Origin of the sequence: Pseudarthrobacter sp. NPDC080039 (genome assembly GCF_040702335.1) — a bacterium.
In the GTDB taxonomy this organism is placed as follows: Bacteria; Actinomycetota; Actinomycetes; order Actinomycetales; family Micrococcaceae; genus Arthrobacter; species Arthrobacter enclensis_A.
This window is the reverse complement of the sequence record NZ_JBFBKY010000005.1, coordinates 117694-142675: the sequence shown is the minus strand read 5'-3', so window position 1 is coordinate 142675 and position 24982 is coordinate 117694. Positions and strand designations below refer to the sequence as shown.

General features: G+C 65.8%; 27 protein-coding genes. 15 read left to right on the top strand and 12 right to left on the bottom strand.

The features are described 5' to 3' along the window. Nucleotides 1-18 precede the first annotated feature (18 nt). Together AB0313_RS08240 and AB0313_RS08235 are read right to left on the bottom strand one after the other, a co-directional pair. The gene (locus AB0313_RS08240) at nt 19-897 is read right to left on the bottom strand and encodes a 2-hydroxy-3-oxopropionate reductase (protein WP_307303977.1); all 879 of its coding nucleotides are present in this window, start codon (nt 895-897) and stop codon (nt 19-21) included. Nucleotides 898-947: 50 nt separating this feature from the next. Further along, nucleotides 948-1748, bottom strand: a complete 801-nt coding sequence (locus tag AB0313_RS08235; protein WP_366304788.1) for a TIM barrel protein — start codon at nt 1746-1748, stop codon at nt 948-950. 193 nt (nt 1749-1941) lie between these two features. Between AB0313_RS08235 and AB0313_RS08230 the strand changes: the two genes are divergently transcribed. Both AB0313_RS08230 and AB0313_RS08225 read left to right on the top strand, forming a co-directional pair. Further along, entirely contained in the window at nt 1942-2829 is an 888-nt protein-coding gene (locus tag AB0313_RS08230; protein ID WP_366304932.1) for a hypothetical protein, read from the top strand. A 107-nt stretch (nt 2830-2936) separates the two neighbouring features. Continuing rightward, on the top strand, nt 2937-3980 hold the full coding sequence (locus tag AB0313_RS08225) for a LacI family DNA-binding transcriptional regulator (protein ID WP_366304786.1): 1044 nt from the start codon (nt 2937-2939) through the stop codon (nt 3978-3980). A 102-nt stretch (nt 3981-4082) separates the two neighbouring features. On the opposite strand, the gene AB0313_RS08220 is transcribed toward AB0313_RS08225, so the two are convergent. Further along, on the bottom strand, nt 4083-5372 hold the full coding sequence (locus AB0313_RS08220) for an MFS transporter (RefSeq protein ID WP_366304784.1): 1290 nt from the start codon (nt 5370-5372) through the stop codon (nt 4083-4085). A 58-nt stretch (nt 5373-5430) separates the two neighbouring features. Continuing rightward, nucleotides 5431-6645: a M20 family metallopeptidase gene (locus AB0313_RS08215; RefSeq protein WP_366304782.1), complete on the bottom strand. Its 1215-nt coding sequence runs from the start codon at nt 6643-6645 to the stop codon at nt 5431-5433. 141 nt (nt 6646-6786) lie between these two features. Here AB0313_RS08215 and AB0313_RS08210 point away from each other — a divergent pair, with 141 nt between their 5' ends. The 8 genes from AB0313_RS08210 to AB0313_RS08175 all read left to right on the top strand — a co-directional run bounded on the left by AB0313_RS08210 (nt 6787) and on the right by AB0313_RS08175 (nt 13183). Beyond that, on the top strand, nt 6787-7806 hold the full coding sequence (locus tag AB0313_RS08210; protein ID WP_366304780.1) for an Lrp/AsnC family transcriptional regulator: 1020 nt from the start codon (nt 6787-6789) through the stop codon (nt 7804-7806). Nucleotides 7807-7981: 175 nt separating this feature from the next. Beyond that, a complete protein-coding gene (locus AB0313_RS08205) occupies nt 7982-9355 on the top strand; it encodes a cation:dicarboxylase symporter family transporter (RefSeq protein ID WP_366304778.1) in 1374 nt (457 codons plus the stop codon). 59 nt (nt 9356-9414) lie between these two features. Continuing rightward, nucleotides 9415-9714, top strand: a complete 300-nt coding sequence (locus AB0313_RS08200; RefSeq protein WP_141945654.1) for a putative quinol monooxygenase — start codon at nt 9415-9417, stop codon at nt 9712-9714. 98 nt (nt 9715-9812) lie between these two features. Further along, complete coding sequence (locus AB0313_RS08195; protein WP_141945655.1) at nt 9813-10691, top strand: Rieske 2Fe-2S domain-containing protein; 879 nt, start codon at nt 9813-9815, stop codon at nt 10689-10691. A 77-nt stretch (nt 10692-10768) separates the two neighbouring features. After that, nucleotides 10769-11404: a GyrI-like domain-containing protein gene (locus AB0313_RS08190; protein WP_307303992.1), complete on the top strand. Its 636-nt coding sequence runs from the start codon at nt 10769-10771 to the stop codon at nt 11402-11404. Between the two features lie 10 nt (nt 11405-11414). Next, nucleotides 11415-12242, top strand: coding sequence for an MBL fold metallo-hydrolase (locus AB0313_RS08185; RefSeq protein WP_141945659.1), 828 nt, complete (start codon nt 11415-11417; stop codon nt 12240-12242). Nucleotides 12243-12357: 115 nt separating this feature from the next. Continuing rightward, entirely contained in the window at nt 12358-12735 is a 378-nt protein-coding gene (locus tag AB0313_RS08180) for a low affinity iron permease family protein (RefSeq protein ID WP_307303997.1), read from the top strand. A 100-nt stretch (nt 12736-12835) separates the two neighbouring features. Further along, nucleotides 12836-13183 (top strand): hypothetical protein, encoded by a 348-nt coding sequence (locus AB0313_RS08175; protein ID WP_141945663.1) that lies wholly within the window; start codon nt 12836-12838, stop codon nt 13181-13183. Between the two features lie 92 nt (nt 13184-13275). On the opposite strand, the gene AB0313_RS08170 is transcribed toward AB0313_RS08175, so the two are convergent. Genes AB0313_RS08170 through AB0313_RS08155 form a run of 4 tightly spaced genes read right to left on the bottom strand, consistent with a single transcriptional unit; the run spans nt 13276 to nt 17342 of the window. Beyond that, entirely contained in the window at nt 13276-14475 is a 1200-nt protein-coding gene (locus tag AB0313_RS08170) for an amidohydrolase family protein (protein ID WP_366304930.1), read from the bottom strand. Continuing rightward, nucleotides 14465-15289, bottom strand: coding sequence for a copper homeostasis protein CutC (locus AB0313_RS08165; RefSeq protein ID WP_366304774.1), 825 nt, complete (start codon nt 15287-15289; stop codon nt 14465-14467). The genes AB0313_RS08170 and AB0313_RS08165 overlap by 11 nt, the downstream gene beginning before the upstream one ends. After that, the gene (gene nagB, locus AB0313_RS08160; protein ID WP_366304772.1) at nt 15274-16053 is read right to left on the bottom strand and encodes a glucosamine-6-phosphate deaminase; all 780 of its coding nucleotides are present in this window, start codon (nt 16051-16053) and stop codon (nt 15274-15276) included. Before nagB ends, AB0313_RS08165 begins: the two co-directional genes overlap by 16 nt. A 38-nt stretch (nt 16054-16091) precedes the next feature. After that, on the bottom strand, nt 16092-17342 hold the full coding sequence (locus AB0313_RS08155) for a PTS transporter subunit EIIC (protein ID WP_366304770.1): 1251 nt from the start codon (nt 17340-17342) through the stop codon (nt 16092-16094). Nucleotides 17343-17573: 231 nt separating this feature from the next. Between AB0313_RS08155 and AB0313_RS08150 the strand changes: the two genes are divergently transcribed. Beyond that, the gene (locus AB0313_RS08150) at nt 17574-17804 is read left to right on the top strand and encodes a glucose PTS transporter subunit EIIB (protein WP_018760887.1); all 231 of its coding nucleotides are present in this window, start codon (nt 17574-17576) and stop codon (nt 17802-17804) included. Next, nucleotides 17804-18262: a glucose PTS transporter subunit IIA gene (locus tag AB0313_RS08145; RefSeq protein WP_366304767.1), complete on the top strand. Its 459-nt coding sequence runs from the start codon at nt 17804-17806 to the stop codon at nt 18260-18262. Before AB0313_RS08150 ends, AB0313_RS08145 begins: the two co-directional genes overlap by 1 nt. An 8-nt stretch (nt 18263-18270) precedes the next feature. Here AB0313_RS08145 and AB0313_RS08140 read toward each other — a convergent pair whose 3' ends face one another. Then, nucleotides 18271-19023, bottom strand: a complete 753-nt coding sequence (locus tag AB0313_RS08140; protein WP_141945671.1) for a GntR family transcriptional regulator — start codon at nt 19021-19023, stop codon at nt 18271-18273. A gap of 144 nt (nt 19024-19167) precedes the next feature. Here AB0313_RS08140 and AB0313_RS08135 point away from each other — a divergent pair, with 144 nt between their 5' ends. Next, complete coding sequence (locus AB0313_RS08135) at nt 19168-20052, top strand: hypothetical protein (RefSeq protein WP_366304765.1); 885 nt, start codon at nt 19168-19170, stop codon at nt 20050-20052. Nucleotides 20053-20141: 89 nt separating this feature from the next. Here the strand turns inward: AB0313_RS08135 and AB0313_RS08130 are convergent, their stop codons facing one another. Both AB0313_RS08130 and AB0313_RS08125 read right to left on the bottom strand, forming a co-directional pair. After that, nucleotides 20142-21629, bottom strand: a complete 1488-nt coding sequence (locus AB0313_RS08130; protein ID WP_366304763.1) for a cation:dicarboxylase symporter family transporter — start codon at nt 21627-21629, stop codon at nt 20142-20144. Nucleotides 21630-21785: 156 nt separating this feature from the next. Then, nucleotides 21786-23042 (bottom strand): SLC13 family permease, encoded by a 1257-nt coding sequence (locus AB0313_RS08125; RefSeq protein ID WP_366304761.1) that lies wholly within the window; start codon nt 23040-23042, stop codon nt 21786-21788. Between the two features lie 266 nt (nt 23043-23308). On the opposite strand from AB0313_RS08125, the gene AB0313_RS08120 reads away from it, so the two are divergent. Beyond that, complete coding sequence (locus AB0313_RS08120; protein WP_366304759.1) at nt 23309-23572, top strand: hypothetical protein; 264 nt, start codon at nt 23309-23311, stop codon at nt 23570-23572. A gap of 1 nt (nt 23573) precedes the next feature. Beyond that, a complete protein-coding gene (locus AB0313_RS08115) occupies nt 23574-24506 on the top strand; it encodes a threonine/serine dehydratase (RefSeq protein ID WP_366304757.1) in 933 nt (310 codons plus the stop codon). A gap of 41 nt (nt 24507-24547) precedes the next feature. On the opposite strand, the gene AB0313_RS08110 is transcribed toward AB0313_RS08115, so the two are convergent. Then, the gene (locus AB0313_RS08110) at nt 24548-24901 is read right to left on the bottom strand and encodes a hypothetical protein (protein ID WP_307304022.1); all 354 of its coding nucleotides are present in this window, start codon (nt 24899-24901) and stop codon (nt 24548-24550) included. Between the last annotated feature and the right edge of the window lie 81 nt (nt 24902-24982).

Here is a 24982-nt window from a genome sequence, read left to right as displayed (position 1 = left end):
CGGCTGCGCCGGCAGTGGTTACTTCCTGCCGCTGAGCTGGAGGACCTGCTTGAAGAGTCCGGAGTGGTCCAGGCCGCCGTCGCCCTGGTTGACGGTGGCGGCGACCAGCTGGGCGACGACGGCGCCGAGCGGGATGGCGACGTTGGCTTCGCGGGCGGCGGAGGTGACGATGCCGAGGTCCTTGTGGTGCAGGGCGAGGCGGAAGCCGGGGTCGAAGTTGCGGTCCAGCATCTTCTGGCCCTTCTGGTCCAAGACCTTGGAGCCGGCAAGGCCGCCGCCGAGGACCTTGAGGGCGGCGTCGGTGTCCACGCCGTAGGCCTCGAGGAAGGCGATGGCTTCGCCGAGGACCTCAATGTTGACCGCGACGATCAGCTGGTTGGCTGCCTTGACGGTCTGGCCGGAGCCCGAGGGGCCGACGTGGACGATGGTCTTGCCCACTGCGTTCAGGACGTCCTGGGCGTCGTCGAAGTCTGCCTTATCGCCGCCCACCATGATGGAGAGGACGGCGTCGATGGCGCCCTGTTCGCCGCCGGAAACCGGGGCGTCGAGGGGGCGGATGCCGGCTTCGCGGGCTTCTCCTGCGAGGCGGACCGCGACGTCCGGGCGGATGCTGGAAGCGTCGATCCACAGGGCGCCCTGCCTGGCGTTGGCGAAGACGCCGTCCTTGCCGCTGACGACCCCTTCAACGTCGGGGGAGTCCGGCACCATGGTGATGACGACGTCGGCGTCCTTGACGGCGTCAGCGATGCTGGCGGCGCCCTTGCCCCCTTCGGAGACCAGCTTGTCGATCTTGTCCTGGCTGCGGTTGAAACCGGTGACGGTGTGGCCGGCCTTGACCAGGTTGATGGCCATGGGCAGGCCCATGATTCCGAGTCCGATGACTGCAACGTTGCTCATGATGGTTCTCTTTCTGAAGTCTGTATGGTCTTGCCGGTGTACGGCGGTGGTCAGCGTGCGGAGTGCTCGCGGATCGCCCAGCTGAAGGCCGTCTCCTGCGGTTCCTTGTACTCCAGGCCGATGTAGCCTTCGTAGCCAAGTTCGCGGCTGCGGGCGATCCATTCGCCGAGCGGCAGGGTGCCGGTGCCGGGGGCGCCACGGCCGGGGTTGTCGGCGATCTGGATGTGGCCGAAGTCCTTGGCATGGTTTTCGATGACGGATTCGACGTCGTCGCCGTTGACGGCCAGGTGGTAGAAATCGGCGAGGAGCTTGACGTTCTCGACGCCGGCCTCCGCCTTGACGCGGGCGATGACCTTCAGTGCGTCGTCGGCAGTGAGGAGCGGGTACCTGGGTGCGCCGCTGACGGGTTCGAGGAGGACGGTGCCACCAATGCGGGCAACGCCTTCGGCTGCTGCCGCCAGGTTCCTGACGGCCAGCTCATCCTGCTCTGCCGGGGTGAATTCATCCTGCCGGTTGCCGTAGAGGGCATTGAAGGCCTTGCAGCCCAGGCGCTCGCCGATGCCGGCCACGACGTCGATGTTGTCCTTGAACTCCGAGCACCGGCCCTTCCAGGAAACCAGGCCGCGGTCGCCGCCGGGCATGTTGCCCGCGTTGAAGTTCAGCCCGGTGAGCTGGACCCCGGCGTCCTTGATGGCGTTCTCGAACTTGGTGACCTCGCTGTCCGCCGGGACGGAGGTCTCGAAGGGCCACCAGAACTCGACGGCGTCGAAGCCGGCGGCCTTGGCGGCGGCGGGGCGCTCGAGCAGGGGAAGCTCCGTGAGGAGGATGGAGCAGTTCACTGTGTACGTCATCGTAGGTCCTTCCGGGGGAGGGGCTTTGATCTATCTTCCGTTGCTTCCGGCATCCTTACCGTTTCCGCTTTGTGGAATTTAGATTCTGCTTTATGAAAAGTGTAGGGAAAATGGGGTGGGGTAGTCAAGGGGAGCCGCGGGCATGAGACTGGTATGGAGTAAGCCCGCTCTACTGGAATGGATGGGAGCGATCATGGCCGGCGCCCGCCTGCGTCTTCTGGTCTGGCTGATGGCCTTGGCGGCAATCCTTGCCGGCTGTACCCAAGGGGCGGGCCTCCCGCAGTCTGTGACCGCTCCAGCACAGGATGCTGCCACGGCTGTCCCGGCCTCCTCCACGCCCGGGGCAAACCCCGCCGGGGATGGCACCGCGCCTGCACCTTTACCGACGTCCGTCCCAACGGCAGCTTCGGCCCCCGCGCCGGCCGCCGCCCCCGCGCCCTCTCCGTCACTGGCTCCGGCACCCACTCCCGCGCCGGCGCCGCAGCCGTTCGCCCTGGACCTCTACCGGGAAGGCGACTTCGTTCCCCAGTACACCTTCGACTGGTGTGTCGCCGCGAGCATCCAGATGGCCCACAACCTTATCGACGCAACCGGGGGTGGAACGTGGGCGGACCGGGCCCAGCAGAATGAACTGTGGGAGATGGCCCGTGCCCGCTCGTCCGATTCGTTCAACGGCGCGAACCCCTTCGGCTGGGCGCAGGTGCTGACCGAAGCCGGGATGGGACCATACCGCGTGGTGAGCATTCCAGGCTATGAGGAAGCGCTGCGCACCGCGGCAAGCGCGCTGACGGTTACAGGGCGGCCGGTGGGGCGGGTCATGTGGAGTGGGCGGCACGCGTGGGTGATGAGCGGATTCGAGTCCTCCGGTGACCCCCGCCAGTTTCCCGCGTTTTCGGTGACCGGCATCCGCGTCCTGGATCCGCTGTACCCCTACGGCAGCGGCCAGTGGGGGCCTTCGCCCGCACCCAACGCCCTGCTCACCCCGGAACAGTTGGCCACGCAGTTCGTGGTCCGCGAGCCGCGCCGCTGGAGCAGTGCCCTGCCGGCCGGGTACCTGCTGGTGCTGCCGGTCGGCGCCTGATCAGGTTCCTTGCCGCTGCCCCTGGGCCATTGCAGGCGGAGCACCGGCAGCGAGTAGCCTACTGGTAACCCAAGGGGCATCGCCGACCATGAGGAATTTGTACACAGATGGGTAACAAGAACGTCGGCATCAAGGACGTGGCAGCAGCGGCCGGCGTCTCGGTGACGACTGTTTCGCACGTCCTTAATGATGTGTCCTACGCCAGGGTGAGCGCGGAAACGCGCACAAAGGTGCGGTCCGCCGCGGAGCAGCTGGGGTACGGCCCAAACCGCCTGGCCCAGGCCCTTCGTACCCAGCGGACAGGCATGCTGGGCCTGGTCAGCGAGGATATCGCCACCACGCCCCACGCCGGCCGCATCATCCTGGGCGCCGACGAGGCCGCCAAAGCCCGCGGCTACAACCTCATGATCATCAACACCTCCGGCTCCGCCAGCCTCGAATCCCGGCAGGCAGACGTCGCGGCCCTCCTGGACCGCCGCGTGGACGGAATCCTCTACGCCACGATGGACCACCGGAACGTGGAACTGCCGGACAACCTGGGGGACGTGCCCTCCGTCCTGGTCGATTCCGTGGCCGCAGGCGGCAACATCACTGCCGTCATTCCGGATGAGGAAGGTGGCGCCCGGGCGGCTGTTCGCGCGCTCCTCGATGCGGGCCACACCCGGGTGGGCTTCATCAACAACACCGTCGATGTACCGTCTACACGCCAGCGGCTCCGGGCTTTCCGTGCGACCCTCACGGAAGCAGGGCTCGACGGCGATGCCGCACCTGTCGAGACGGAAACCGCCGGCGTGCCGGGTGGCTACGAGGCAGCCCGCCGTATGCTGGCCCGGGAGCGCCGGCCCACGGGCCTCTTCTGCTATAACGACGAGATGGCCATGGGCGCATACCGCGCTGCCGCTGAGCTGGGCCTTGCCATTCCCGCAGACCTGTCGATTGTCGGTTTTGATGATCAGGAACTGATTGCCGCCAACCTCCATCCCGGCCTCACCACCGTGGCGCTTCCCCATTACGGGATGGGTGCGTGGGCCGCCGAACAACTCATTAACGGCATCGAGGGCAAAGTGGACCTTTCGCGGACCGCACTTTCCCCCACTATTCTGGGCTGCCCGGTGGTGACCCGGGACTCCGTGGCGGCACCGCGGCACTAAGCGGCGCTCAAAGACAGGCACTGCCCAGCAGCGGCCAAACTCCAGCACCGGCAAAAGGTCCCCGGCTAACACGCGCCGGGGACCTTTTTGAAAGGGCTGGGCCTAGTGGGTCAGGTCCTTGCCCCTGGTTTCAGGGATGGTGAACACGAATGCCGCGCTGATCACCAGCAGCAGCACCGCGTACACGTTGAACACCTGCGGCGCCCCCAGCGAAGAGCCCAGCCACTGCTGCAGGTAAGGAGCCGTGCCGCCGAACACTGCCACGCAGATGGAGTAGGGAACGCCTACTCCCACGGTGCGGATGGACGTGGGGAACAGTTCGGCATACACGGCCGGAACAATGGCGGCGCTCGCGGCGACGAAGACCAGCATGACGGACATGCTTACCGCCAGCTGCCAGGCCGAATCCTTAAGCAGCCAGGTCATGGGGAAGTGCAGCACCGCGGAACCGATTGCTCCGGCCCAGAGAACCTTCTTGCGGCCAATGCGATCGGAGAGCTTGCCCCAGACCGGGAGGGCCGCGATGAAGACAATGTTGGCGACCACGCCTGCCCACAGGGCCTCGCCGCGGTCGATCTTCAGGGCGGTGGTTGCGTAGCTCGGTGCCACTACGCCCCAGATGTAGTAGATGACGGTGAGGCCAACGGTCAGCCCGATGACCTGGAGGGCCTGCTTGCGGTAGCGGACAATCTGCGGCCAGATCGGGGCGCGCTTTGCGGTGGCGGCCTCGCCCTGGAAGGCTTCGGTTTCGTGCAGCCGCGACCGCATGATCAGCGCGTACAGGCCCATGGCGGCACCGATCAGGAACGGCACGCGCCAGCCCCAGGCGTTCATCGCCTCGGTGCTCAGGGCCATATTGAGCACGGCGCCCAGGAGGGTACCGAACAGGATTCCCACGGTCCCGGACGTGTAGATGAGGGTGGCCCAGAAGCCGCGATGCTCCCGCGGGGCCATTTCGGACAGGTACGTTTGCGACGACGGCAGCTCACCGCCGTGCGCCAGGCCCTGGACCAAGCGGGCCGCCAGCAGCATCAGCGAAGCGAAGGCTCCGAGGCTGGTGAAGGTGGGGGCAACGCCGATCATCAGGCTGCCCAGCGAGGCGAGGCCAACGGCGAGGGTCATGGAGGACTTGCGGCCAATGCGGTCACCAATCCATCCGAAGAGAAAGCCGCCGAAGGGCCGCGCGACGAATCCAACGGCGAAGATCGCCAGGGTGGACAGCACGGCCGACGCCGGGTCCTCCTTGCTGAACAGCTGGCTGGCGATGAATGGGGTGAAGGTGGCGTAGATGGCCCAGTCGTACCATTCGACGGCGTTGCCGATGCCGGTGCCAACGATGGTCTTGGCGGTGGACATGCGTCCAGTCTGGGGCTTGCTTACTGCAACTGACATGGTCTTCTTCCTGGTCGGTTGGGTCTGGGGGGTCGGCAGCGGCGCTGCTGCCGGTTGTTCAGGAGGCTTTGGCGAGTGTGGCCAGCCGCGAGATGGCGAGTTCCGCATAGAGCGCGGCCCCGTCAGCCAGCACGGCGTCGTCGAAGGTTGCGTACGGTGAGTGGTTGAACGGCGAGGCGTCGTGGTCGCCGTCCGGGGCAACGGCGCTGAGCCCGATGAAAGTTCCGGGCACCTCGTCCAGCACCCGGGAAAAGTCCTCCGAACCGCTCAGCGGGGTGGCCCAGCGTGAAAGGCGGCGCTCGCCAAAGAGCTCAGTGATCACCTTTTCGGCCGTGTGGGTTTCGTCCTCGTTGGTGATGGTGAGCGGGTACTCCTGCAGGTAGTCGACGGCGACTTCCAGCCCGTGCGCTGCCGCGATCCCCTTGAGCAGGCGCGGTACGGTGTCCATCATCTTCAGCCGCGACGCGTCCGAGAACGTCCTGATGGTGGCCTCGATCCGGGCGGTTTCGGGGATGACATTGCGTTTGGTCCCGGCGTGAAGCACGCCGACGGACAAGACCACGGGATCGAACATGTTGAACTGGCGGGTGACCATCACCTGAAGTGCCGTCACCATCTCCGCGGCCACCGTGACAGGATCCTTCGCCGAGTGCGGGGCGGAGCCGTGGCCGCCGGCGCCGAGCACTGTGACCTCCAGCCCGTCAGAGGCGCTGAGCATGACGCCGGGCTTGGTGCAAAAGGTGCCGTGCGGTTCCAGTGACGAAAACACATGCATGCCGTAGGCCGCGCTGACCCGGGCGCCGGCGGCGTCGAGGACGCCTTCACGGAGCATGTAGCTGGCGCCGTCGAAGCCCTCCTCGCCGGGCTGGAACATGAGGACGACGTCGCCCTGAAGCTGGTGCCGCTTCTCCGCCAGGAGCGTGGCGGCTCCGGCGAGCATGGAGGTGTGCAGGTCGTGGCCGCAGGCGTGCATGGCTCCGTCGGCCCGGGAGGTGAAAGCCACCCCGGTTTTCTCCTGCACGGGCAGTCCGTCCATGTCCGCCCGGAGGAGGACGGCCGGGCTCTGTCCGCCGGCATTCCCACCCCGAAGGACTGCCGTGACGGAGGTCGTTTCCCTGCCCAGCGTGATCTCGTAGGGCAGGCCGTCCAGCGCCTCAAGGACCCGCTCCTGCGTCCGGGGGAGGTGGAGGCCTATTTCCGGCTGCCGGTGCAGGTCGTGGCGGAGGCGGACCAGGTCTTCCTGCAGGTCTTTGGCGTCGTCGGTAATGGGCACGTGGCTACTCCTTGGAATTAGGCATCAGGGGCTTGGGGACTATTCTGAAGTGGCGTGGTTCACATCCCCCGAAAGCGCTGGAATTATCCACCAGGCACGGGGTGTGAGCAGGATTCGCGCAGCGGGAGGAAGTGGTGGCAGATGGAGCTCAGTGAGGAGGACCTGGCGCTCATCCAGGTCCTGCAGGCGTGGCCGAGGCTTGGCTGGTCTGATGCGGCGAAGGTGCTCGACGTGCATGCCACCACGCTGGCCGCACGCTGGGAGAGGCTGACCTCAAGCGGGGCCGCATGGGTGACGGCGCATCTGGCAGGCGACCCCAAGCAGATGCTCCTCGCCTTTGTGGCCGTGGACTGCGAGATGAACCGGCGGGACAGTGTGACGGCGGAGCTTGCGGCGGTTCCGGAGATCGTTACCGTGGAAGAGGCGGCCAGCAACCGGGATCTGATGCTGACCGTGATCACGCGCTCGCTGGAGGAGTTCAGCGAGAAGATCATCTCCCGGCTCAAAACCGTGGAGGGGCTGACCAAATACCAGGTGGCCCTGTGCACCCGGCTGCACAGCAGCGGCGACGACTGGCGGCTGAACGTCCTGAGCCGCTCCCAGTTGGCAACGCTCCGAACGCTTGCATCCCCCGCGGGCCCGGAGTCCGCCCAGGCGACCCAGCTCCCGGAGAGCCACCTTGACCTGCTGCCGTTCCTGGCCCGTGACGGCAGGGCCACGGCCGCGGACATTGCCCGCTCCCTTGGCCGGCATCCTGCCACCGTCCAGCGCCAGCTGAACCGGGTGCTGGCCAGCGGCATCCTGTCGTTCCGCTGCGAGATTGCCCAACGCTACTCGTCGTTCCCCGTGACGTGCCAGTGGTTCGTCAATGTCCCGGCGGGCCAGCATGAGGCGGCAGCCGCCGAAATCCGCACCATCAGCAATGTCCGCCTCAGCGCCTCCACCACCGGACCCACAAACTTCGTGATCATCATGTGGCTTCATACGCTGGCCGATGTTATGTCCGCCGAACTGGCGCTGCAGCAGAAGGTCCCTGGCATAGAGATCGTTGAAAGCGCGGTGATGCTGCGGACGGTCAAGCGGGTGGGCTGGATGCTTAAGCAAGATACGACGGCGAGTGGCGCCGTCGTGCACGCCGGAAGCCTGGGCGCCGCAGACTGACGAGGCCGGGCGGCGCAGATGCTTCTCGGCGCCAGCTTAATACTTCCGCATTACGGATTTATCTTTCCGGAAACATGGGTTTTCTAGTTTGGGATGACCAGCGGCGTCCATTGCGCCGCCTCCCGAAGCAGTTCCCGCCTCCGGCGGCCTGCCTCCTGACGAACAGGCACAGAGCATGAAGACCTTCCCGCCCGCTACCTTGACGCCACCGACCGCCGATGCCCGCAGGAAGCCGTGGTACGCCTCCCTTTTCGTCCAGATCCTCGTCGCGGTGGTGGCGGGTGTGCTGATCGGGCACTTCTGGCCGGCCCTCGGCGCAGGGCTCCGGCCGCTCGGCGACGGGTTCATCCAGCTCATCAAGATGATCATCGCCCCGCTGATCTTCCTGGTGATCGTCACGGGCATCGCGGCCGTCAGTGACGTTAGGGCAGTGGGCCGGGTTGGGATCAAGGCGCTGGCCTACTTCACCGGTGCCACGCTGTTCGCCCTGGCCTTCGGCCTGGTGGTGGCCAACCTGGTCCAGCCGGGAGCGGGGCTCAACATCGACCCTGCCACCCTGTCCCAGGACGCCCTCAACGCCAAGACCGCCACCGCCCCGCCCAAGGATGCCGGCGCTTTCGTCCTCGGCATCATCCCTACCAGCGTCGTGGGCGCCTTCGCCAGCAACAACCTCCTCCAGGTCCTCTGTTTCGCCGTGTTTTTCGGGGCGGCGATCGTCGTCGTCGGCCGCGAGCGCTGCCTGCCGGTGATCACCCTGATGGAAACCGTGCTGGAACTGTTCTTCAAGATCATGGGCTGGGTGATGCGCGTGGCGCCGATCGGCGCGTTCGGGGCCATGGCCTTCATCATTGGCCAGTACGGCCTCGACTCCCTGGGGACGTACGCGGTGCTGATCGGCGCCTGCTACGGCGCGGCGGTGGTGTTCATCGGGCTGCTGTTCGTGGTGGCGTGGGTTTACCCCCGAGTGCCGCTGTGGCAGTTCCTGAGGTACACCCGGGAGGAGTTCCTCCTGGCACTGGGCACGGCATCTACCGAGTCGGTCCTGCCGCGGATCATGACCAAGCTGACCAACGCCGGGTGCTCCCGGGCCACCACCGGACTGGTGGTCCCCACCGGCTACTCCTTCAACCTGGACGGCGCCGCAATCTACCTGTCCATCGCCTTGCTCTTCCTGGCCCAGGCTTTCGGCTACAACCTTGACCTGGGACAGCAACTCGCGGCCCTGGGAATCCTGATGCTGACATCCAAGGGCATGGCAGGAGTTCCAGGATCGGCCTTCCTTGCCCTGTCTGCCACGGCAGGGGCGCTGGGGATCTTCCCCGTGGCCGGAGTAGCCCTGCTCCTGGGCGCCGACCGGCTGATGGACTCCATGCGTGTGGTGGTGAACCTGCTGGGCAACTGCGTGGCCACGTTCGTGGTGGCCAAATGGGAAGGCCAGTTCGACCGCGAGGCGATGCTGCGGGCATTTACCGGTGGCGACACTGCCACCGACGACGCAGAACAGCCATCCGTGGCCCCGCTGCCGGCCGCTCCCGCCGCGGCGCGCTAGGTGCATCACGTCGTGGTCCGGTCGGTGCTGGTGTCTGGTCCGTGCTGCACACTGTCCCTATGACTTTTGCGAACGTGGGAATGCTCGGAACCAAGCCCGGCCGGCGCGACGCCCTCGTGGCCATCCTGCTCCGGCCCAAGCCTGGGCTGAGGGAAGCAGGCTGCCTGCTCTACGAAGTGGGGGTCAATGAGGACGTTCCGGACGCGGTGTTCGTCTCCGAACTGTGGGAATCGGCGGAGGCGCACCAAGCGTCGCTGCAGCTGGACAGTACCCGCGCTGCCATCGCCGAAGCCATGCCGTTGCTGTCAGGGGAAACAGCGGGCCACCGGTTCACGGTTCTGGGGTCGCCGCTGCGGTGACCCCGGAACCCGGCGTCGCTTCGTCCGCCCCTGGTGCTGCCTCGAAACATGGGGGTTCCGTGATGAGTGTTCGACCTCATTCGGGGTAAGGGGGACACATGAAACCGTTGCCCGCACTTGAGCTTGTCACCCGCCTTGAGGACGCCGAATGGCTTGACCCGCTGGCCAAGAGCGTCCGGAAAGCCGTCAAAAAGGTCATCAAGCCCCAATGGGCCCGCGATATCTTGCACGGCGTCCCCATCGGCCACCCGGTGCATCCCCTCGCTGTCCAGGTTCCCATCGGTGCGTGGCTTTCGGCCGGTGTGCTCGATGCTGTCCCAGGTGGTGAGAAGGCAGCGAGGCTGCTGATTGGCGTGGGCGCTGCCAGCGTGCTCCCGCCCGCGCTCGCCGGGTTCACCGACTGGTCCCAACTCCACCCCCAGCAGCAGCGGGTTGGCCTGGTGCACGCAGCCGCCAACGTCACGGCGACGGGCCTCTACGTCGCGTCCCTGGTCCAGCGGGCCAGGGGCAGCCAAGGCAGCGGCAAGGTGCTCGCTTACCTGGGGCTTGCCACGGTCAGTGCCGGCGGCTTCCTCGGCGGCCACCTCTCCTACCGGCAGGCGGCGGGGGTCAACCACAGCGAGGAAATCCCGCACCGCTTCCCGTCGGGTTGGCACCCGCTCATCCCGCTGGCGGAACTGCCCGAGGGCGGACTTCACAAGCAGACCGTGGCAGGCATTCCGCTGCTGGTTCACCGCGACGGCGACACCGTCAACGTGCTCTCCGACGTCTGCAGCCACCTTTCCGGACCGCTGCACGAAGGCAAGATCAAGGACGACGGCGGTGACCCGTGCGTCGTGTGCCCTTGGCACCGGAGCACCTTCTCGCTGCGCACCGGCGAGGTGAAAGCCGGCCCCGCCACCTCCCGGCAGCCCGTCTTCCAGACGCGCGTCACCAGCGGACTCGTGGAAGTCTGCCTGCCCGGGGCGGACGGGTAGAGGCCGTTCGGCCCTACCGGGGACGGCCGGACGGCGGAAGACTTTGTCCGTGGGGGTCCAGGGGAGTTGGATGCCAGGTGAGCGATCTTCGCGAGGACGTGTCGGTCCTCTATAAGGGGCGGAAAGGGTCGGTCGACTTCATCGACGTTCCTTCACTGCTCTTCGCCCTCATGCCGGGCCAGGGTGACCCGGAAGGACCGGAATTCGCCGACGCGCTCCAGGCGCTCTTCACGGTGAGCTACGCTGCGCATTTCGGGCTCAAGAAGCAGACCGGCGAGCTCACGAAAGTGATGCCGCTGGAAGCGTTGTGGTGGTTGGATGGGGCCGGGGATGAGGACTCCATGGAGGCCGTGACAGCTGGCTTCGGCGGCCTCCCGGGAACCGGCCGCGGGTCATGGCGGTGGCAGGCCATGATGGTGCAGCCCGATCCCATCGATGAAGCCTTGCTGGAGCAGGCCAGGGAGCAGTCCCGCGGCAAAAAACTCCCTGCACTGGACCGCCTGCGCTTCGAACGGTGGGAAGAAGGCCGTTGCGCGCAGACGCTCCACGTGGGTCCTTATGCTGATGAGGCCGGCACCATCGCCGTGCTGGATGCGGCCATAACGGCCGCCGGGTTGAAGGTCCATGGCAAACACCATGAGATCTACTTGGGCGACCCCCGCCGCAGTGCGCCTGACAAGCTGCGCACACTGATCCGCCATCCCGTGGCGTGAAGGCCCGATCATGCGCCTGACCGAGCCGCGGGAGATTGCCTCCGGCGTACTGATGATGACCGCAGGGTCCGGTCCCTTGGCCGTGAACCTATATCTCATCAGGTCCGGTCCCAGTTGGGCCCTTGTTGATTGCGGCTGGGCCCGCAGCGCGGAACCGGTTCATCGGGCGGTGGAACGGGTGCTCGGCCCTGGGAATGTCCCCAACGCCATCTTCCTGACGCACATCCATCCCGACCATTCCGGTGCTGCCGGTGCCCTCGCCCGGCTGTGGGACGTGCCGGTGTACGTCCACAAGGCCGAGTTGCCCATGGCGGCGGGCAAATACGTTCCTGAATTCTCAATGCCGTTGGACCGCTGGATCGTTGCGCCGTTCCTGTGGTCGCTCCCGGCGCGTGCCCGCCGTCGGCTTGAAGCGGCGGGTGATATCAGCGATGTAGTCCACGGCCTGCCGGGTGACCGGGAGCTGCCGGGCCTGCCTGGCTGGGCTGCAGTTCCTACCCCGGGCCACACCCCAGGGCACGTTGCCTACTGGCGATCCAGCGATGCTGTCCTGATCACCGGTGATGCAGTGGTGACCGTGAACTTGAACTCGGTAGGCGGACTCCTGCTGGGGGTGCCCGATCTGTCCGGGCCGCCCTGGTACACCACGGGGAACATGGAATTGGCCAAGGACTCCGTCACCCGCCTGGCTGGACTGGGACCCCGCCTGCTGGCACCCGGCCATGGGCAACCCCTGGCTTTTGGGATCGTTCCCCGGTTGCGGGCCCTGGCCGCGAAGGAGCCAAAGCAGCGGATAGCGATTCGCCGCCGGGCCGCGGGAGCGCCCGGCGCTGTCTAGCTCACAGCTATCGAAGTGCCGCTGCCATTCCGGGTCCGACTCCTACGATGCTTTCGGGTCTAGAGTTCTCAATGAGCAGAGTACGTACAAAGTGAGTGCTCAAATGGAGAACATCATGACGATCGACAAGAACGGACCGGACGTCTTTACGCGCTTTACCACCAGGACGGCCAAGATACTAGGACACGCCTGGGTGTTTGTCTTAGCCGTCGCTGTACTGATCGTCTGGGCGTTGACCGGGCCACTGCTGGGTTTTTCAGACACCTGGCAGCTGGTCATCAATACCAGTACCACAATCGTGACGTTCCTGATGGTGTTTATCATCCAGAACACCCAAAACAGGGACACCGCAGCCTTGCATGTGAAACTCGATGCCTTAATGCTCGAACTCAAGATCAGCAACGCGAAGCTGTACGAGGCCGAAGAGGAAGGCGAGAAAGAAATCGAGCGACAGCGTCGCCGGATCGAGGAAGCCGCCGAAGAAGGCGGATAACCTGGTCCTCGCCGTATCCGCTGGACTATCCCAAAGCATGCTGAATAGTCTGAAATCCATTGGACCAAGAAAACTTCGACAGGGCGGAGGTCCCCCCCTCATGGCCATCAAGCTGAACGACGCCGCACTTCGTCACGCCCGGCAACTGATCAAGGACTCCAGATTCGCACGCGATGCCCGCGACGACTGGAGCGAACATGCCCCGGACACGGACCAGGAAAATGCGTTCATAGACAAGCACGGCTACGCGGAATACGGCACTTGGCACCTGGGCGAAGACAGCGACAAGACTCCCGGAACGAAGGGCCGCTACAGCTTCCCATTCGGGGATTTCCGCCGACTGCACAGGTGCGCGATACTGGCCATCGAAAGCCGGGCCGCCCAAAACAACCACGACGACATCGCCAAGGCAGCAAAGTCGCTGCTTGAGGAACTCGACAAGGACTAAGCGGCACCAATAGATCCGCAACCGGCGCAGGTGACAGTCTGCGGATTATGCCGGGTCCGGGCACGATCACCCCCGGAGTTGACGGCCAATCCCTAGCTGGGTGCGCTGACCCATTCGCCCCTTCGCAGCACTGCTGTGAGGTTCAGGTCCTGGCCAAGGACGACGACGTCGGCCTGCATCCCGGCGCGCAGGTCGCCCACGTGCGACGAGAGGCCCAACAAAGATGCCGGGACGGCCGAGGCTGAGGTCACCGCGTCCCGGAAAGGAACTCCGGCAGCCACGCAGGAACGGACAACGTCCAGCAACGTGCTGGTACCTCCGGCTATACCGCCCGTAGCGTCGACGCGGGCTACGCCGCCTGCCACCGTTACGGAGAGTGATCCGAGCCGGTACTGTCCGTCCGCCAGGCCGGTAGCGGCCATGGAATCCGTTACCAAAGCGATGTTCCGGGGCCCCACCAGGTCAAATACCAGCTTCACCGTTTCCGGCGCCAGGTGCACGCCATCGGCGATCAGCTCCACCACCGCCTTCCCGGCCCGGGCAGCGCTCAGGCTCGCTGATATCGGCCCGGGGGAGCGGTGGTGCAGTGGAGGCATGGCATTGAACAGGTGCGTGACCGTTGGGCGTTTCCTCCCGGTGGGATTGCCGGCCGAGTCTAAAGCCGCCGCCGCGCACGCCAGGAACCCCTCAGCGGTCGCATGGTCCGCGGCGGTGTGTCCCAGGGACGGGATGATGCCGCGGGCCCCAAGCCGGCCGGCGAGTTCGGCGGCGCCGGGCAGTTCGGCAGCCAGGGTCATGGACGCCAAGGTTGGCCCTGCCGCGGCCAGCATGCGGTCCACTAAAACCGGATCCGGTTCCAGGAGCAGGCCGGGATCGTGCGCGCCGCACTGCTGCCCCGAGAGGAACGGACCCTCCAGATGCGAGCCTGCAATCAGCCCGTGGCCTGCCAGCTCCCGCAGCATTCCAAGATTCCGGACCAGGTCCTCCGGCTCTCCGGTGACCAGGCTGGCCAGCAGCGTTGTGGTTCCACGGCTGTGCAGGTAGCGTGCCGCCCGCTCGGCGCCGTCCGGATCGCCCTCGGAGAAATCCGAACCGTAGGCGCCATGGCAGTGGATGTCCACCAGGCCGGGCACCAGGACCTGGCCCGTGGGTGCGTCCGGCGGAAGTTCTCCGGGGAAGTCCTGCGCGGGCCCGGCGAAGGTGACCAGGCCGCCGTCGGCCGCTACCACCCCGTCGGCAATATCCAGCGACGCGGTGACGATACGGCCGCGGAGAACAACGTCATCGCCCATCATTGAAGGTCCTTCGTTCCTCGGTTGCGTCAGCGGCCACTGCGGCAGCCATGCGTGCGGCCAGGTCCGGATCCGCGGCGCCGCCGGCCCTCTCCCCGCCGCCTTCAGCACGCCAGCGCCGGGCGCGCGCCGAGGTGTGCACTGCGTGGACTCCCGCTTCAATGAGCGACGGTACCAGCGCCAGGGTGACACCGCCGCCTGCCATGATCTGGACCGAGGGTGCGCTCCGGCCTCCCTCCTGCACCATCCTGCCCAGCATCGCCAGCATCGCCAGCCCCGCGGCGCAGTCGGGGCCGCCACCGCTGGTGAGGACCCGGTCGACCCCGGCCTGCTCCAGCCGGGAGAGCGCTTCCGCCGGGTCCACGCCGGCGGCCAGGGCTGCATCGAACGCCCGGTGGAACGTGACCTCGGCATCCGGCTTCACGGCTTTTGCTGCCGCCACGATGCGGCGCATCGCGGGAACATCCGGGCCGCCGTCGGATGCCAGCACACCCACCACCACTCCGGCGGCTCCGGCTGCCAGGGCCACGACGGCATCGCGCTCAATGACATCCAGTTCGTCATGCGCATAGGAGAAGTTGCCCGGCCGCGGACGCACCAGGACGTGGACGGGAAAGCCAAGGCCGCATGCCTGCTCAATGGTGCCGATGCTCGGCGTGATGCCCTCTGTTTCCGCCAGGGCTGCGCACAGTTCGACGCGGGCCGCGCCGACCTTGGCGGCCAGCCGGACGCCGTCGGCATTCTCCACGGCCAATTCCAGCTTCGGCACGGTCCGGGCCGCGGGAATCCGCCGGGAGCTCAGAGTCCCTGCCATGCCGGTTTCCGGCTGAAGGTGTCCTGGTAGTACCCGCGGTGGGCGAGCCGCGAGGCGGCGGCCTCATCCAGCAGTACCGATACGTGCGGGTGCAGTTGGAGGGCGGACGCCGGGCAAAACGCCCCAACGGGACCTTCGACGGCGGCCGCCACGGCCTCTGCCTTGGCCTCGCCCATAGCCAGCAGCAGCAGGTGCCGGGCCTCCCGGATGGTGCCCAGGCCCTGGGTCAGCACATGGTCCGGCACATCCTCCGCGGCGTCAAAGAAGCGTGCATTGTCTAGGCGGGTTTGCCGGGTAAGCGTCTTGATGCGGGTGCGGGAGGCGAGCGAGGACATAGGCTCATTGAAGCCCACATGGCCGTCCGTCCCGATGCCCAGGATCTGGACATCCACCCCTCCGGCAGCGGCGATCCGGGCCTCATACTCGGCGGCCTCCGCCTGCGGATCCCGGGCCATGCCATCCAGCCCATGGACCGCACCGGCATTGAAGTCCACGCTCGCCGTGAATTCCGCCCGGATGACGGAATGGTAGGACTGCGGATGGCTTGCAGGCAGGCCCACGTACTCGTCCAGCAGGAAGGCCTGGGCTGCTGCGAAGCTCAACCCGCCATTGCGGTGCCGGTCGATGAGTTCCCGGTACGTGCCCAGGGGAGTGGAGCCTGTGGCCAGTCCAAGGACGGACGGCCCACGGCGGACCTGGTCCTCGATGGCGTCCGCAGCCGTGCGGGCAACGTCGTCAGGGCTGGGAAGAATGATGATTTCCATGCGGTCTGATGCTTTCGGCTGGAGCTGGTGTTGGCGGACTACTTTGCGGCTTCGGTTTCCACCGTTACTTCGTCGTCTTCGCGGCCTGGCGTGCGCAGGTTCCAGCGCTTGATCACGAAGGAGAAGAGGAAGTAGTAGATCGCCGCGTACCCCAGGCCAATCGGGATCAGCATCCATGCGTTCTGCGCCTTGCCGAAGTTAAGGACAAAGTCGATCAGGCCGGCTGAGAACGTGAAGCCGTCATGGATGCCCAGTGCGTTCACCAGGGCCATGGAGGTTCCGGTCAGGGCTGCGTGGACGATGTAGAGCGGGAAGGCGACGAACATGAACGAGTACTCGAGTGGTTCGGTGATGCCGGTGAAGAACGCCGTGAGAGCGGTGGAGAGCATGATGCCGCCCACGATCTTCTTCTGTGAAGGCTTGGCGTGGCGCCAGATGGCAAGGGCCGCGGCGGGCAGGCCGAACATCATGATGGGGAAGAATCCGGTCATGAAGGTGCCCGCGGTGGGGTCGCCGGCGAAGAAGCGGTTGAGGTCGCCGCGGACCAGGTGGCCGGACGCATCGGTGTAGTCGCCAATGAGGAACCAGACGCCGGAGTTCAGGATGTGGTGGAGCCCGGCCGGGATCAGCATGCGGTTGGCGAAGCCGTAGATGCCGCCACCAAGTACCGCGTTGCCTGCCACGGCCTGGCCTACTGCGGTGAGGCCTGCGTTGAAGAGCGGGTACAGGAGGGCCAGGACGACGCCGGCCACCAGGCTGGTGACGGAGGTCAGGATGGGCACCAGGCGCCGGCCGCTGAAGAAGCCGAGGAAGTCAGGCAGCTTGGTGCGGTAGAAACGCTGCCACAGTCCGGCGGACAACAGGCCCACCACGATTCCGGCGAGGACGCCGTAATTGATCATGGCCTGCTTTCCCGCGGGGTCCAACTGCCCGTCGAGGACCAGGGGGGACATGGCCTTGAAGACGCCGTCGATCACCATGTAGCCCACCACTGCTGCGAGGGCGGTCGAGCCGTCTGCCTTCTTGGCCCAGCCGACAGCGATGCCGACGGCGAAGATGAGCGGCAGCCAGGTAAAGACTGCGTTGCCGGCGGCGGAGATGACCGCGGCGCCGCCCTCGAAACCGGGGATGGCACCGAGCAGGTCGGCCTGGCCGATGCGCAGCAGGATGCCGGCAGCGGGCAAGACTGCGATGGGGAGCATCAGGCAGCGGCCCAGCCGCTGAAGGGTGGCGAAGGCCCGGTTTGGCTTCTTCTCTGGAGCCAGGGCGGTGGTCTCGGACGTTGACATGTTTGCACCTCTGCGGGTTCTGATGGGGGCTTGTGGAGAAACGGTTCCAGCCGGTACTGTCTGGTTATGACCAGTTCAGTGTGATTCATCCCACGGTCCGGTGTCAAGGAAGGAAAATTCCCTCCACGACGGGCCGCCCGTGGCGAAAGAAGCCATCATTGGTCGTACCAGGGCCGCCGGCCCAGGGTTGGAGGATGTGCTCCGCGCGGGGCACCGTCAGAAAGGGCAGCCATGTCCAAAGCAGAAAAAATAATTGAAGGCCTGGGCGGAGCCGGCAACATCGTGGAAGTGGAAGCGTGCATCACGCGGCTGCGCACCGAGGTGAAGGACTCCTCGCTGGTGAACGAGGCCTCGCTCAAGGCTGCGGGAGCCCACGGCGTCCTGGCCGCCGGCACCGCCGTGCAGGTCATTGTGGGCCCGGAGGCGGACACGCTGGCCGAAGACATCGAGGACCTCCTCTAGTGGCGGGATCCTTGCGCGTCCATGCCCCGATCGGCGGCGCGGTCATTCAGCTGGCTGACGTGCCGGACCCTGTCTTCGCTGGCCAGATGGTGGGGTCCGGCGCGGCGGTGGAACCGCCCGCCGGGGTGGCGTTCGACGTCGTTTCCCCCGTCGCGGGGAAAGTGGTCAAGATGCTGCCGCACGCCTTCGTGGTGGTTGAGGCGTCAGGCCGCGGTGTCCTGACGCACGTGGGCATCGACACGGTGAAGCTCAAGGGTGAAGGCTTCAAGGTGCTGGTGGCCCAAGGGGACGTGGTCCAGGCCGGCGAGCCGGTCATGCACGTGGATCCCACCGCAGCCCTGGCCGCGGGCTACTCGATGGTGAGTCCCGTCGTCGTACTGGACACCAAGCCGGACACCGCAAACGTTGTGGATGCCGGCGCCGTAACCGCGGGCGAACTGCTGTTTACGCTCCACTGAAGCGCCTTCTAGAGGCGGACTTCCATGGTGAGGGAGTAGCGGTCCGATCGGTACCAGGAGCGCGAATGCTCGATGGCCAGGGTGCCCGAATAGGACACCCGGTCAAACGCAAGCACCGGCGCGCCCGTTCCCGTCCCGAGGAGCGCCCCGACATCGGCCGGGGCGCCCTCGGAGCGCACGCTCTGGCGTGCCCTGTCAATCTGGTGCCCGAATTGCGCAGCCAGGGCCTTGTACACCGAGCCGGTGAGGTCGATGCCCAGCAGTCCGGGCGCGTGCTGGGGGTTGTACCAGGCGTCGTCCACGCTCACCGGCCGGCCGTCCGCCAGGCGGAGCCGCTTGAGGTGGAATGCCTCCGCGCCCGGAGCGAGGCTCAGTGCGTTTGCAGTGTCTTCCGGCGCTGTGACTTGTTCGGCCACCAGCACCACCGTGCTGGGAACGTGGCCCATCGCTTCCATCTCCTGCGTGAACGAGGCCAGGTGCAGCGTGGACTGGACGGGTGAGTCCGCCACGAATGTGCCCTTGGCCGGAACCCGCACCAGGTGACCTTCGTTGACCAGGCGGCCGATCGCAGCGCGCACGGTGATGCGGCTGACCCCGTACGAATCCATGAGGGAGCGCTCGCTGGGCAGCCGGGCGCCGGGCTCCAGTTCCTCCTTGGCAAGCTTGAGGATAATGAGCCGGAGCTGCTCATGCTTGGGCACCTGCGAATTGTTGATGGCCGCGTTGGCCACCTGTGCGGTGCTGCCTGGTGTGGCCGACATCCAGCCCCTCCTCATTCTGGAGCGGTCCGGTTAGGACCACTTCCTCGGATTATTCCACACCAAACCAGCGGTTATTTTGCGTTCGCAGTGGGAACCTCTGAGAATACAGGTACTAAGCATGCTGTCTATTTGGAGGGTGACCTGATGCGAAAAGTTTCTGCGCTTGGAGTTGTAGCTGCGGCGATGCTGGCGCTGGCCGGCTGCTCGGGAGGAGGCGGTGGTACTGCCAGCCCGTCGGGCACCGCCACCGCATCCGCCTCTGCCAGTGCGACTGCCGAAGACAAGGTGTATTCCGAGGATGAGTTGCGCAACCTCATCTCCGGCATGAAGGACGACGACGGCAATGAGCTCAAGCTGTACTCCAAGGACCAGGTTGCCCAGGGCGGCAACATTGCCAACCTGCTCATGAGCACGGCCACCATCGATCCCAAGGACTGCAAGGACATCGCAACCGCCGGCCTGCTGGACAAGGTGGAGAACGGTAATGTCGCCGTCGCGCTTTCTGAAGGTAACCAGCCGCGCACGCTGTCCGCTCAGTCCGGCAGCGACGGTCCGGATGCCGTCAAGACCCTGAATGACATCAGCGGCAAGATGGACCAGTGTGCCAAGTTCTCCGTGTCCGCACTGGGACAGAAGTACGACGTCTCCAGCCAGGAACTCCAGGCGAAGACCGACGCTGACAAGACGTTCGCCACCGTCAGCACCCGCAGCGGCGATAACCAGCAGAAACTGATGCAGGTTTCCGCGGCCCAGGGACGCCTGCTGGTGGTTGCCACCAAGAGCGGCAAGGACCTGGGTGACAAGGACCAGAAGGAGCTTGAGGGCCTCATCAACGATGTCCTGAAGAAGGCTGAGGGCGGGGCAACCTCAAGCCCCAGCTCCACCGGTTCGTCCGGTTCGGCAGGCATGTCCTCGCCGGGCAGCTCGGCGTCCTCCACTGCCTCGCCCACCTCGTCCTCCACCTCTTCGGCGACGATGTCCTCGGGCAGCGACATGTCGTCATCGGCCTCCCCGACATCCTCGCGGTAGCCGCGGCACGGCAAAAAGCAGCACGGCAAAGAAGAAGGGTGCCGCCCGGGATATGAAGTCCCGGGCGGCACCCTTTTCTCTGTGATCGTCTACTTCGCTTTGCCGCCCAGGCGGACGCCGGAGCCGGTGTCCACGGGAAGTTCGGAAACCACTTCGCGGGTGGGTGCGCCGCGGAACTTGGGTGAGGGCTCCTGTCCTTCCGTGAGGCGCTGCAGTTCCTGCCCCTCGAAATCCTCCTCCTTGCCGAGGAGGATTGCGGAGTCATGGTTGGTGATCTCGCCCCTGAAGGCCCGCACCATGACGCTGCGGTCGAACTGGCCTTCCCATTTGGACACAACAAACGTGGCGACGCAGTTGCCCAGCAGGTTGACCACCACGCGCATTGAGTCCATGAGCCGGTCTGCGCCCAGGAGGAGCGCGACGCCGGCCACCGGGAAGATGCCGAGCGCTGCGGCGGTTGCCGAGAGGGCTAGGAATGACGAGCCCGGGACGCCTGCCATGCCCTTGGATGTCAGAAGCAGCACCCCAAGTGCTGCCAGCTGCTGGCCGAGGTCAAGGTGGTGGCCAAAAGCCTGGGCCAGGAAGAGCAGCGAGATCGAAAGATAGATCGCTGCGCCGTCCAGGTTGAAGGAGTAACCGGTGGGAACCACCAGGCCCGTGGTGGCGCGGGAGCAGCCGGCGTTGGTCAGTTTGGTCATGATCCTGGGCATTACTGCTTCGGTGGATGCAGTGCCCAGGGCCAGGAGGAATTCCTCGCGGGTGTACTTCAGGAACTGCCAGAGCGGCACCCGCGCAAAACTCCACGCCACAACGAAGAGCAGGCCGATGAAGATCACTGCGGCGCCGTAGCAGGCCGCGATCAGGACCGCATAGGTGCTCAGGGTATCCAGCCCGTACTGGCCGATGATGAACGCCATGGCTCCGAACGCACCAAGCGGTGCCACCTTCATGATCCAGGCCATGATCTTGAAGATCAGTTCCAGGACCGTTTCCATGACGTTGATGACCGGCAGGCATTTCTCCCGGCCGATGACGACGATTGCAGCGCCGAAGAAGACGGAGAAGAACAGGACCTGCAGGAGGCTGTTGCTGGCAAATGCGCCGATGACGCTGGCTGGAATGATGTCAAGGATGAATGAAGCGGCATCCTTGGGCGGCGCCGTGCCGGTCTTTGCGTCCAGGTCCGCCTGGGACAGTGTTGAGGGGTCGATGTTCAGCCCGGCGCCCGGCTGGACGATGTTTCCGACGATCAGTCCAAAGACCAGGGCGAACAGCGTGGCTGCCGTGAAGTAGAGCAGGGCCTTGACCCCAACCCTTCCAACCGCCTTGACGTCGCCTACGGCCGAAATTCCGGTAACAATCACCAGGAAGATCAGCGGCGCGATGATCATCTTGATGAGTTTGATGAAGCCATCTCCAAGCGGCCTCAGTTGGGAACCGAGGTCGGGCCAGAAATGCCCGATGAGTACACCTGCCACGACGGCGATCAGAATCTGGAAGAAGAGCGACTTGTACAGTGGCTTCCTCTTCGCGGGCACCGAACTCGCCTTCAGTGCCTCAGGGTTTGGGATCTTCATTGACCTTTGCCTATCAATTGGGAACAACCCGTTTGCGGGCTGTTTCCAAAGTAATCCTCGTCACACTTATTCCGCAAGAGGAAAACTGATTTCCGCATTATGGAACGTAAATCGCGCTTTGTGACCGCCCGCCCAGTGGCTCCCAGGCGTCCAGCCCTACATGATGCCGGTCGGCACCAGCAGTGCCCAGGCAAGTGCAGGAGCGATCACTACCACGCCCCCCGCGTAGAACATCAGTTGCCGGTAAACCCGTTGCCTGTCGTCCTCGCGGGCGTTGGCCACCACCAGGGCGCCGTCCGTGGAGAAAGGGGAGACGTCGACGACGGTGGCCGCGATCGACAGCGCGGCCACGGTTCCGGAGGCGCTGAGCGAGCTCGTGGCGAGCAGGGGACCGGCCATGGGGATGAACGCTGTCAGCAGCGCGGTGGAGGATGCGAAGGCCGAGCCAACGCCGATGACGTAGCAGAGGACCAGCGCGATCAGCAGCGGAGCACCCAGGGCCAGGGCCTGCTTGGCCAGGGTGTCGATGACCCCTACGTGCTGCAGCAGGGAGACGTAGGTGATCATGCCGGCCACCAGCAGGACCGTGGACCAGGAGATGCCGCTGATGAAGGTCCTGTGTTCCTTGATGTTGATGAAGGCGAGCAGGAGGCCGGCGGAGAGGGCCACGAATCCGATGGGCATGTGGAAGCCGAGGGTGCACACGAGCATCGCGGCGATCAGTGCCAGCGTCAGGACCTGCTCACCATGGGGCCGTTCGGTGGCCGGCGTACCGATGTGCGCGTGCTGGCCGCCGGTTCTGTCCCGGAGCCTGCCGGTGAGGGCGAACAGGATGATGGTCAGCACCGAGAGGATCAGGTTCAAGGCGAAGCTTGCGGCGAACAGGCCGCCCTGGGAGATGGGGAAATGGTTCCGCAGGGCGATGTCATGGACCAGCACCCCCGCGACCGAGAGCGGGGAGAAACCGCCGGCGTGGGCACCGTTGATAATGAACGCGCCCATGGCCACGGGGTGGAGGCGGGATTCGTACGCGAACCCAAGGGCCGCGGGAGCCAGCAGCGCGATCGCGGCAGGGGAAAACGTGCCCAGCGAGGTCAGGGCTGCAGCGGCCAGGAAGAACACCCAAGGCAGCAGCAGCGTCCTTCCGCGGACCATTCGCACGCAGGCCTTGACCAGGATGTCGATGGTGCCGTTCCGCTGCGCCATGCTGAAGAAGTAGGTTACGCCGATGATGGTCAGCACAATGCTGGCCCGAAACTCTTCCAATATCTGCTGGTCGGACATCCCCAACATGAAGTAGCCGACGCCGAAGGAGGCAACCAGCGCCATCAGGCCGATGTTGAGGGGCCACCTGGTGGCGATGACGAACATCGCCACCAGGATTACCAGCGGGACGATCTGCACGACGGTCATGGTTGGCTCCGGGCTCGGGCGGCCGCCTGGTTGAACACGCCGCGGAGAACGAGGGCAAGTACACCCGGGATGGCCACGCCGGCCACCGTCCAAGCAGGATACGACGCCGGGTGGAAGTGTGCGCGTGCGCCCTCCGGAGTTTCCGGGGCGCCGGAAAACAAAACTGTCCGTGGTTTTCATGGCCGGGTCCGGGAAAGCCCTTAGGCTGGAGGCCGGGCAGGAGCTTCCCTGGCCCGGCCCAACAGTCCCAGGTGAAAGGCAGGACCATGACGGTTTCCAGCGACGATCCCCAGAACACCACAGACCTCCGGGGACCCGGCGACCCCGACGAGGCCAAGAACCAGGCCGTTGAGGCGCCCCAGTCGGGCCAGCATCCGGAACAGCCCGGCGCAGCGAACATCCGTGAGGAACAGCAGGCCCATGCGGCCGGAACCGTGCCGGCGTCATACGTGGGAGGCGAAGAAGCGGCCGCGGAACCCAAGCCGGAAGAGGCGCTGGAGGAACCAGGCACCTGGGACGACGAAGTCTGAGATGATCTTCCGGGCTGATATTGACCAGGCCGCGCGCCGCACAGCAGGCCTCATCCGCAGGACGCCCGTCATGGCGGCGGACACGGATGCCTTCCCCGGCTCCGTATGGTTCAAATGCGAGTTCATGCAGCACACCGGGACCTTCAAGGCCCGGGGCGCCCTGAACCGCATCCTCGCCAGTAAGGAACGCGGGGAACTGCAGGCAGGGGTCGGCATAGTGGTGGCGTCCGGCGGTAACGCCGGGCTGGCCAACGCGTATGCGGCCAGGCAGCTTGGCGTGCCCGCTACCGTGTTCGTCCCCCAGGCCGCGCCTGCCGTCAAAGTGGCCAAACTGAAGGCCATCGGCGCCACGGTGGTCCAGGGCGGGGCGGAATATGCGGCAGCCTACGAGGCCGCGGTGGCTCATGCAGAAGAAACCGGCGCCGTCTACTGCCACGCCTATGACCAGCCGGAAATCGCCGCCGGCGCCGGAACCGTCGGCCTCGAGCTGCTGGAACAGGTGCCGGACGTGGATACCGTCCTGGTGGCCGTGGGTGGAGGCGGCCTGATGGCGGGAGTGGCTGCCGGCGTCGAAGGATCAGCAAAAGTGGTGGCCGTGGAACCTGCGACGGCACCTACCCTGCATGCCGCCCTCGCAGCCGGGAAACCCGTGGATGTGGCCGTGTCCGGCGTCGCCGCAGACTCCCTGGGTGCCCGCCGCGTCGGCGACATCGGCTTCGCGGTCGCGGTCCGCTGCGGCGTCGAAAGCGTCCTGGTCAGCGACGCGGACATCATTGCGGCACGCTCGGCACTCTGGAACGACTACAGGATAGTGGTGGAGCACGGCGCTGCGGCGGCCTACGCTGCGTTGACCGCCGGAGCTTACGTACCCTCAGGGGCCGAGCGGGTTGCCGTCATCCTCTGCGGTGCCAATACGGACCCGGCCACGCTTTGACGCAGCCCGGGCGAACAGGACGCCCGGGCTGGATCAGCTGACTACTGGCCGCCGGCCTGGCCGCAGAACTTGGTGTAGGTGCTGCCGGCTTGCTGGTAGCCGGACTGGAGATCGGCCAGCTTGTCCTTGTCCGGGTTTTCCTTGGCCTGCTCGTCCGTGTACGCCAGGATCTGGGCAAGGGCGGGCTTGAGGTCGTCCGAGGCCACCGCGTGGATGGGCCGGATCTGGTTGGCGAGGTTGTTCATGCCCGTCTTGCCGGCGTTGTTGGCGGGGTTCGACACGACGGCCTGGATCCGCTCGCACGTTTCGGCGGTGGTCAGTTGGTGTGTGGCTGTGCAGGCCGTGGCAGAGGCAACGAGGCCGGCGGCAAACAGGGCTGTGGCGAATTTCTTCATGGGTCCCTCGGTAGTGGTCAGAGGTTTCGATTGTAAGCAGATTGGCTACCCCCATGCCTTCGCAGGTCCTCCACCTGCCTG

Coding starts and splice junctions, on each gene's coding strand:
- AB0313_RS08240 (WP_307303977.1), bottom strand. CDS start 897: ATGAGCAACGTTGCAGTCATCGGACTCGGAATCATGGGCCTGCCCATG.
- AB0313_RS08235 (WP_366304788.1), bottom strand. CDS start 1,748: ATGACGTACACAGTGAACTGCTCCATCCTCCTCACGGAGCTTCCCCTG.
- AB0313_RS08230 (WP_366304932.1), top strand. CDS start 1,942: ATGGCCGGCGCCCGCCTGCGTCTTCTGGTCTGGCTGATGGCCTTGGCG.
- AB0313_RS08225 (WP_366304786.1), top strand. CDS start 2,937: ATGGGTAACAAGAACGTCGGCATCAAGGACGTGGCAGCAGCGGCCGGC.
- AB0313_RS08220 (WP_366304784.1), bottom strand. CDS start 5,372: ATGTCAGTTGCAGTAAGCAAGCCCCAGACTGGACGCATGTCCACCGCC.
- AB0313_RS08210 (WP_366304780.1), top strand. CDS start 6,787: ATGGAGCTCAGTGAGGAGGACCTGGCGCTCATCCAGGTCCTGCAGGCG.
- AB0313_RS08205 (WP_366304778.1), top strand. CDS start 7,982: ATGAAGACCTTCCCGCCCGCTACCTTGACGCCACCGACCGCCGATGCC.
- AB0313_RS08200 (WP_141945654.1), top strand. CDS start 9,415: ATGACTTTTGCGAACGTGGGAATGCTCGGAACCAAGCCCGGCCGGCGC.
- AB0313_RS08195 (WP_141945655.1), top strand. CDS start 9,813: ATGAAACCGTTGCCCGCACTTGAGCTTGTCACCCGCCTTGAGGACGCC.
- AB0313_RS08185 (WP_141945659.1), top strand. CDS start 11,415: ATGCGCCTGACCGAGCCGCGGGAGATTGCCTCCGGCGTACTGATGATG.
- AB0313_RS08180 (WP_307303997.1), top strand. CDS start 12,358: ATGACGATCGACAAGAACGGACCGGACGTCTTTACGCGCTTTACCACC.
- AB0313_RS08175 (WP_141945663.1), top strand. CDS start 12,836: ATGGCCATCAAGCTGAACGACGCCGCACTTCGTCACGCCCGGCAACTG.
- AB0313_RS08170 (WP_366304930.1), bottom strand. CDS start 14,475: ATGGGCGATGACGTTGTTCTCCGCGGCCGTATCGTCACCGCGTCGCTG.
- AB0313_RS08165 (WP_366304774.1), bottom strand. CDS start 15,289: ATGGCAGGGACTCTGAGCTCCCGGCGGATTCCCGCGGCCCGGACCGTG.
- nagB (WP_366304772.1), bottom strand. CDS start 16,053: ATGGAAATCATCATTCTTCCCAGCCCTGACGACGTTGCCCGCACGGCT.
- AB0313_RS08155 (WP_366304770.1), bottom strand. CDS start 17,342: ATGTCAACGTCCGAGACCACCGCCCTGGCTCCAGAGAAGAAGCCAAAC.
- AB0313_RS08150 (WP_018760887.1), top strand. CDS start 17,574: ATGTCCAAAGCAGAAAAAATAATTGAAGGCCTGGGCGGAGCCGGCAAC.
- AB0313_RS08140 (WP_141945671.1), bottom strand. CDS start 19,023: ATGTCGGCCACACCAGGCAGCACCGCACAGGTGGCCAACGCGGCCATC.
- AB0313_RS08135 (WP_366304765.1), top strand. CDS start 19,168: ATGCGAAAAGTTTCTGCGCTTGGAGTTGTAGCTGCGGCGATGCTGGCG.
- AB0313_RS08130 (WP_366304763.1), bottom strand. CDS start 21,629: ATGAAGATCCCAAACCCTGAGGCACTGAAGGCGAGTTCGGTGCCCGCG.
- AB0313_RS08125 (WP_366304761.1), bottom strand. CDS start 23,042: ATGACCGTCGTGCAGATCGTCCCGCTGGTAATCCTGGTGGCGATGTTC.
- AB0313_RS08120 (WP_366304759.1), top strand. CDS start 23,309: ATGACGGTTTCCAGCGACGATCCCCAGAACACCACAGACCTCCGGGGA.
- AB0313_RS08115 (WP_366304757.1), top strand. CDS start 23,574: ATGATCTTCCGGGCTGATATTGACCAGGCCGCGCGCCGCACAGCAGGC.
- AB0313_RS08110 (WP_307304022.1), bottom strand. CDS start 24,901: ATGAAGAAATTCGCCACAGCCCTGTTTGCCGCCGGCCTCGTTGCCTCT.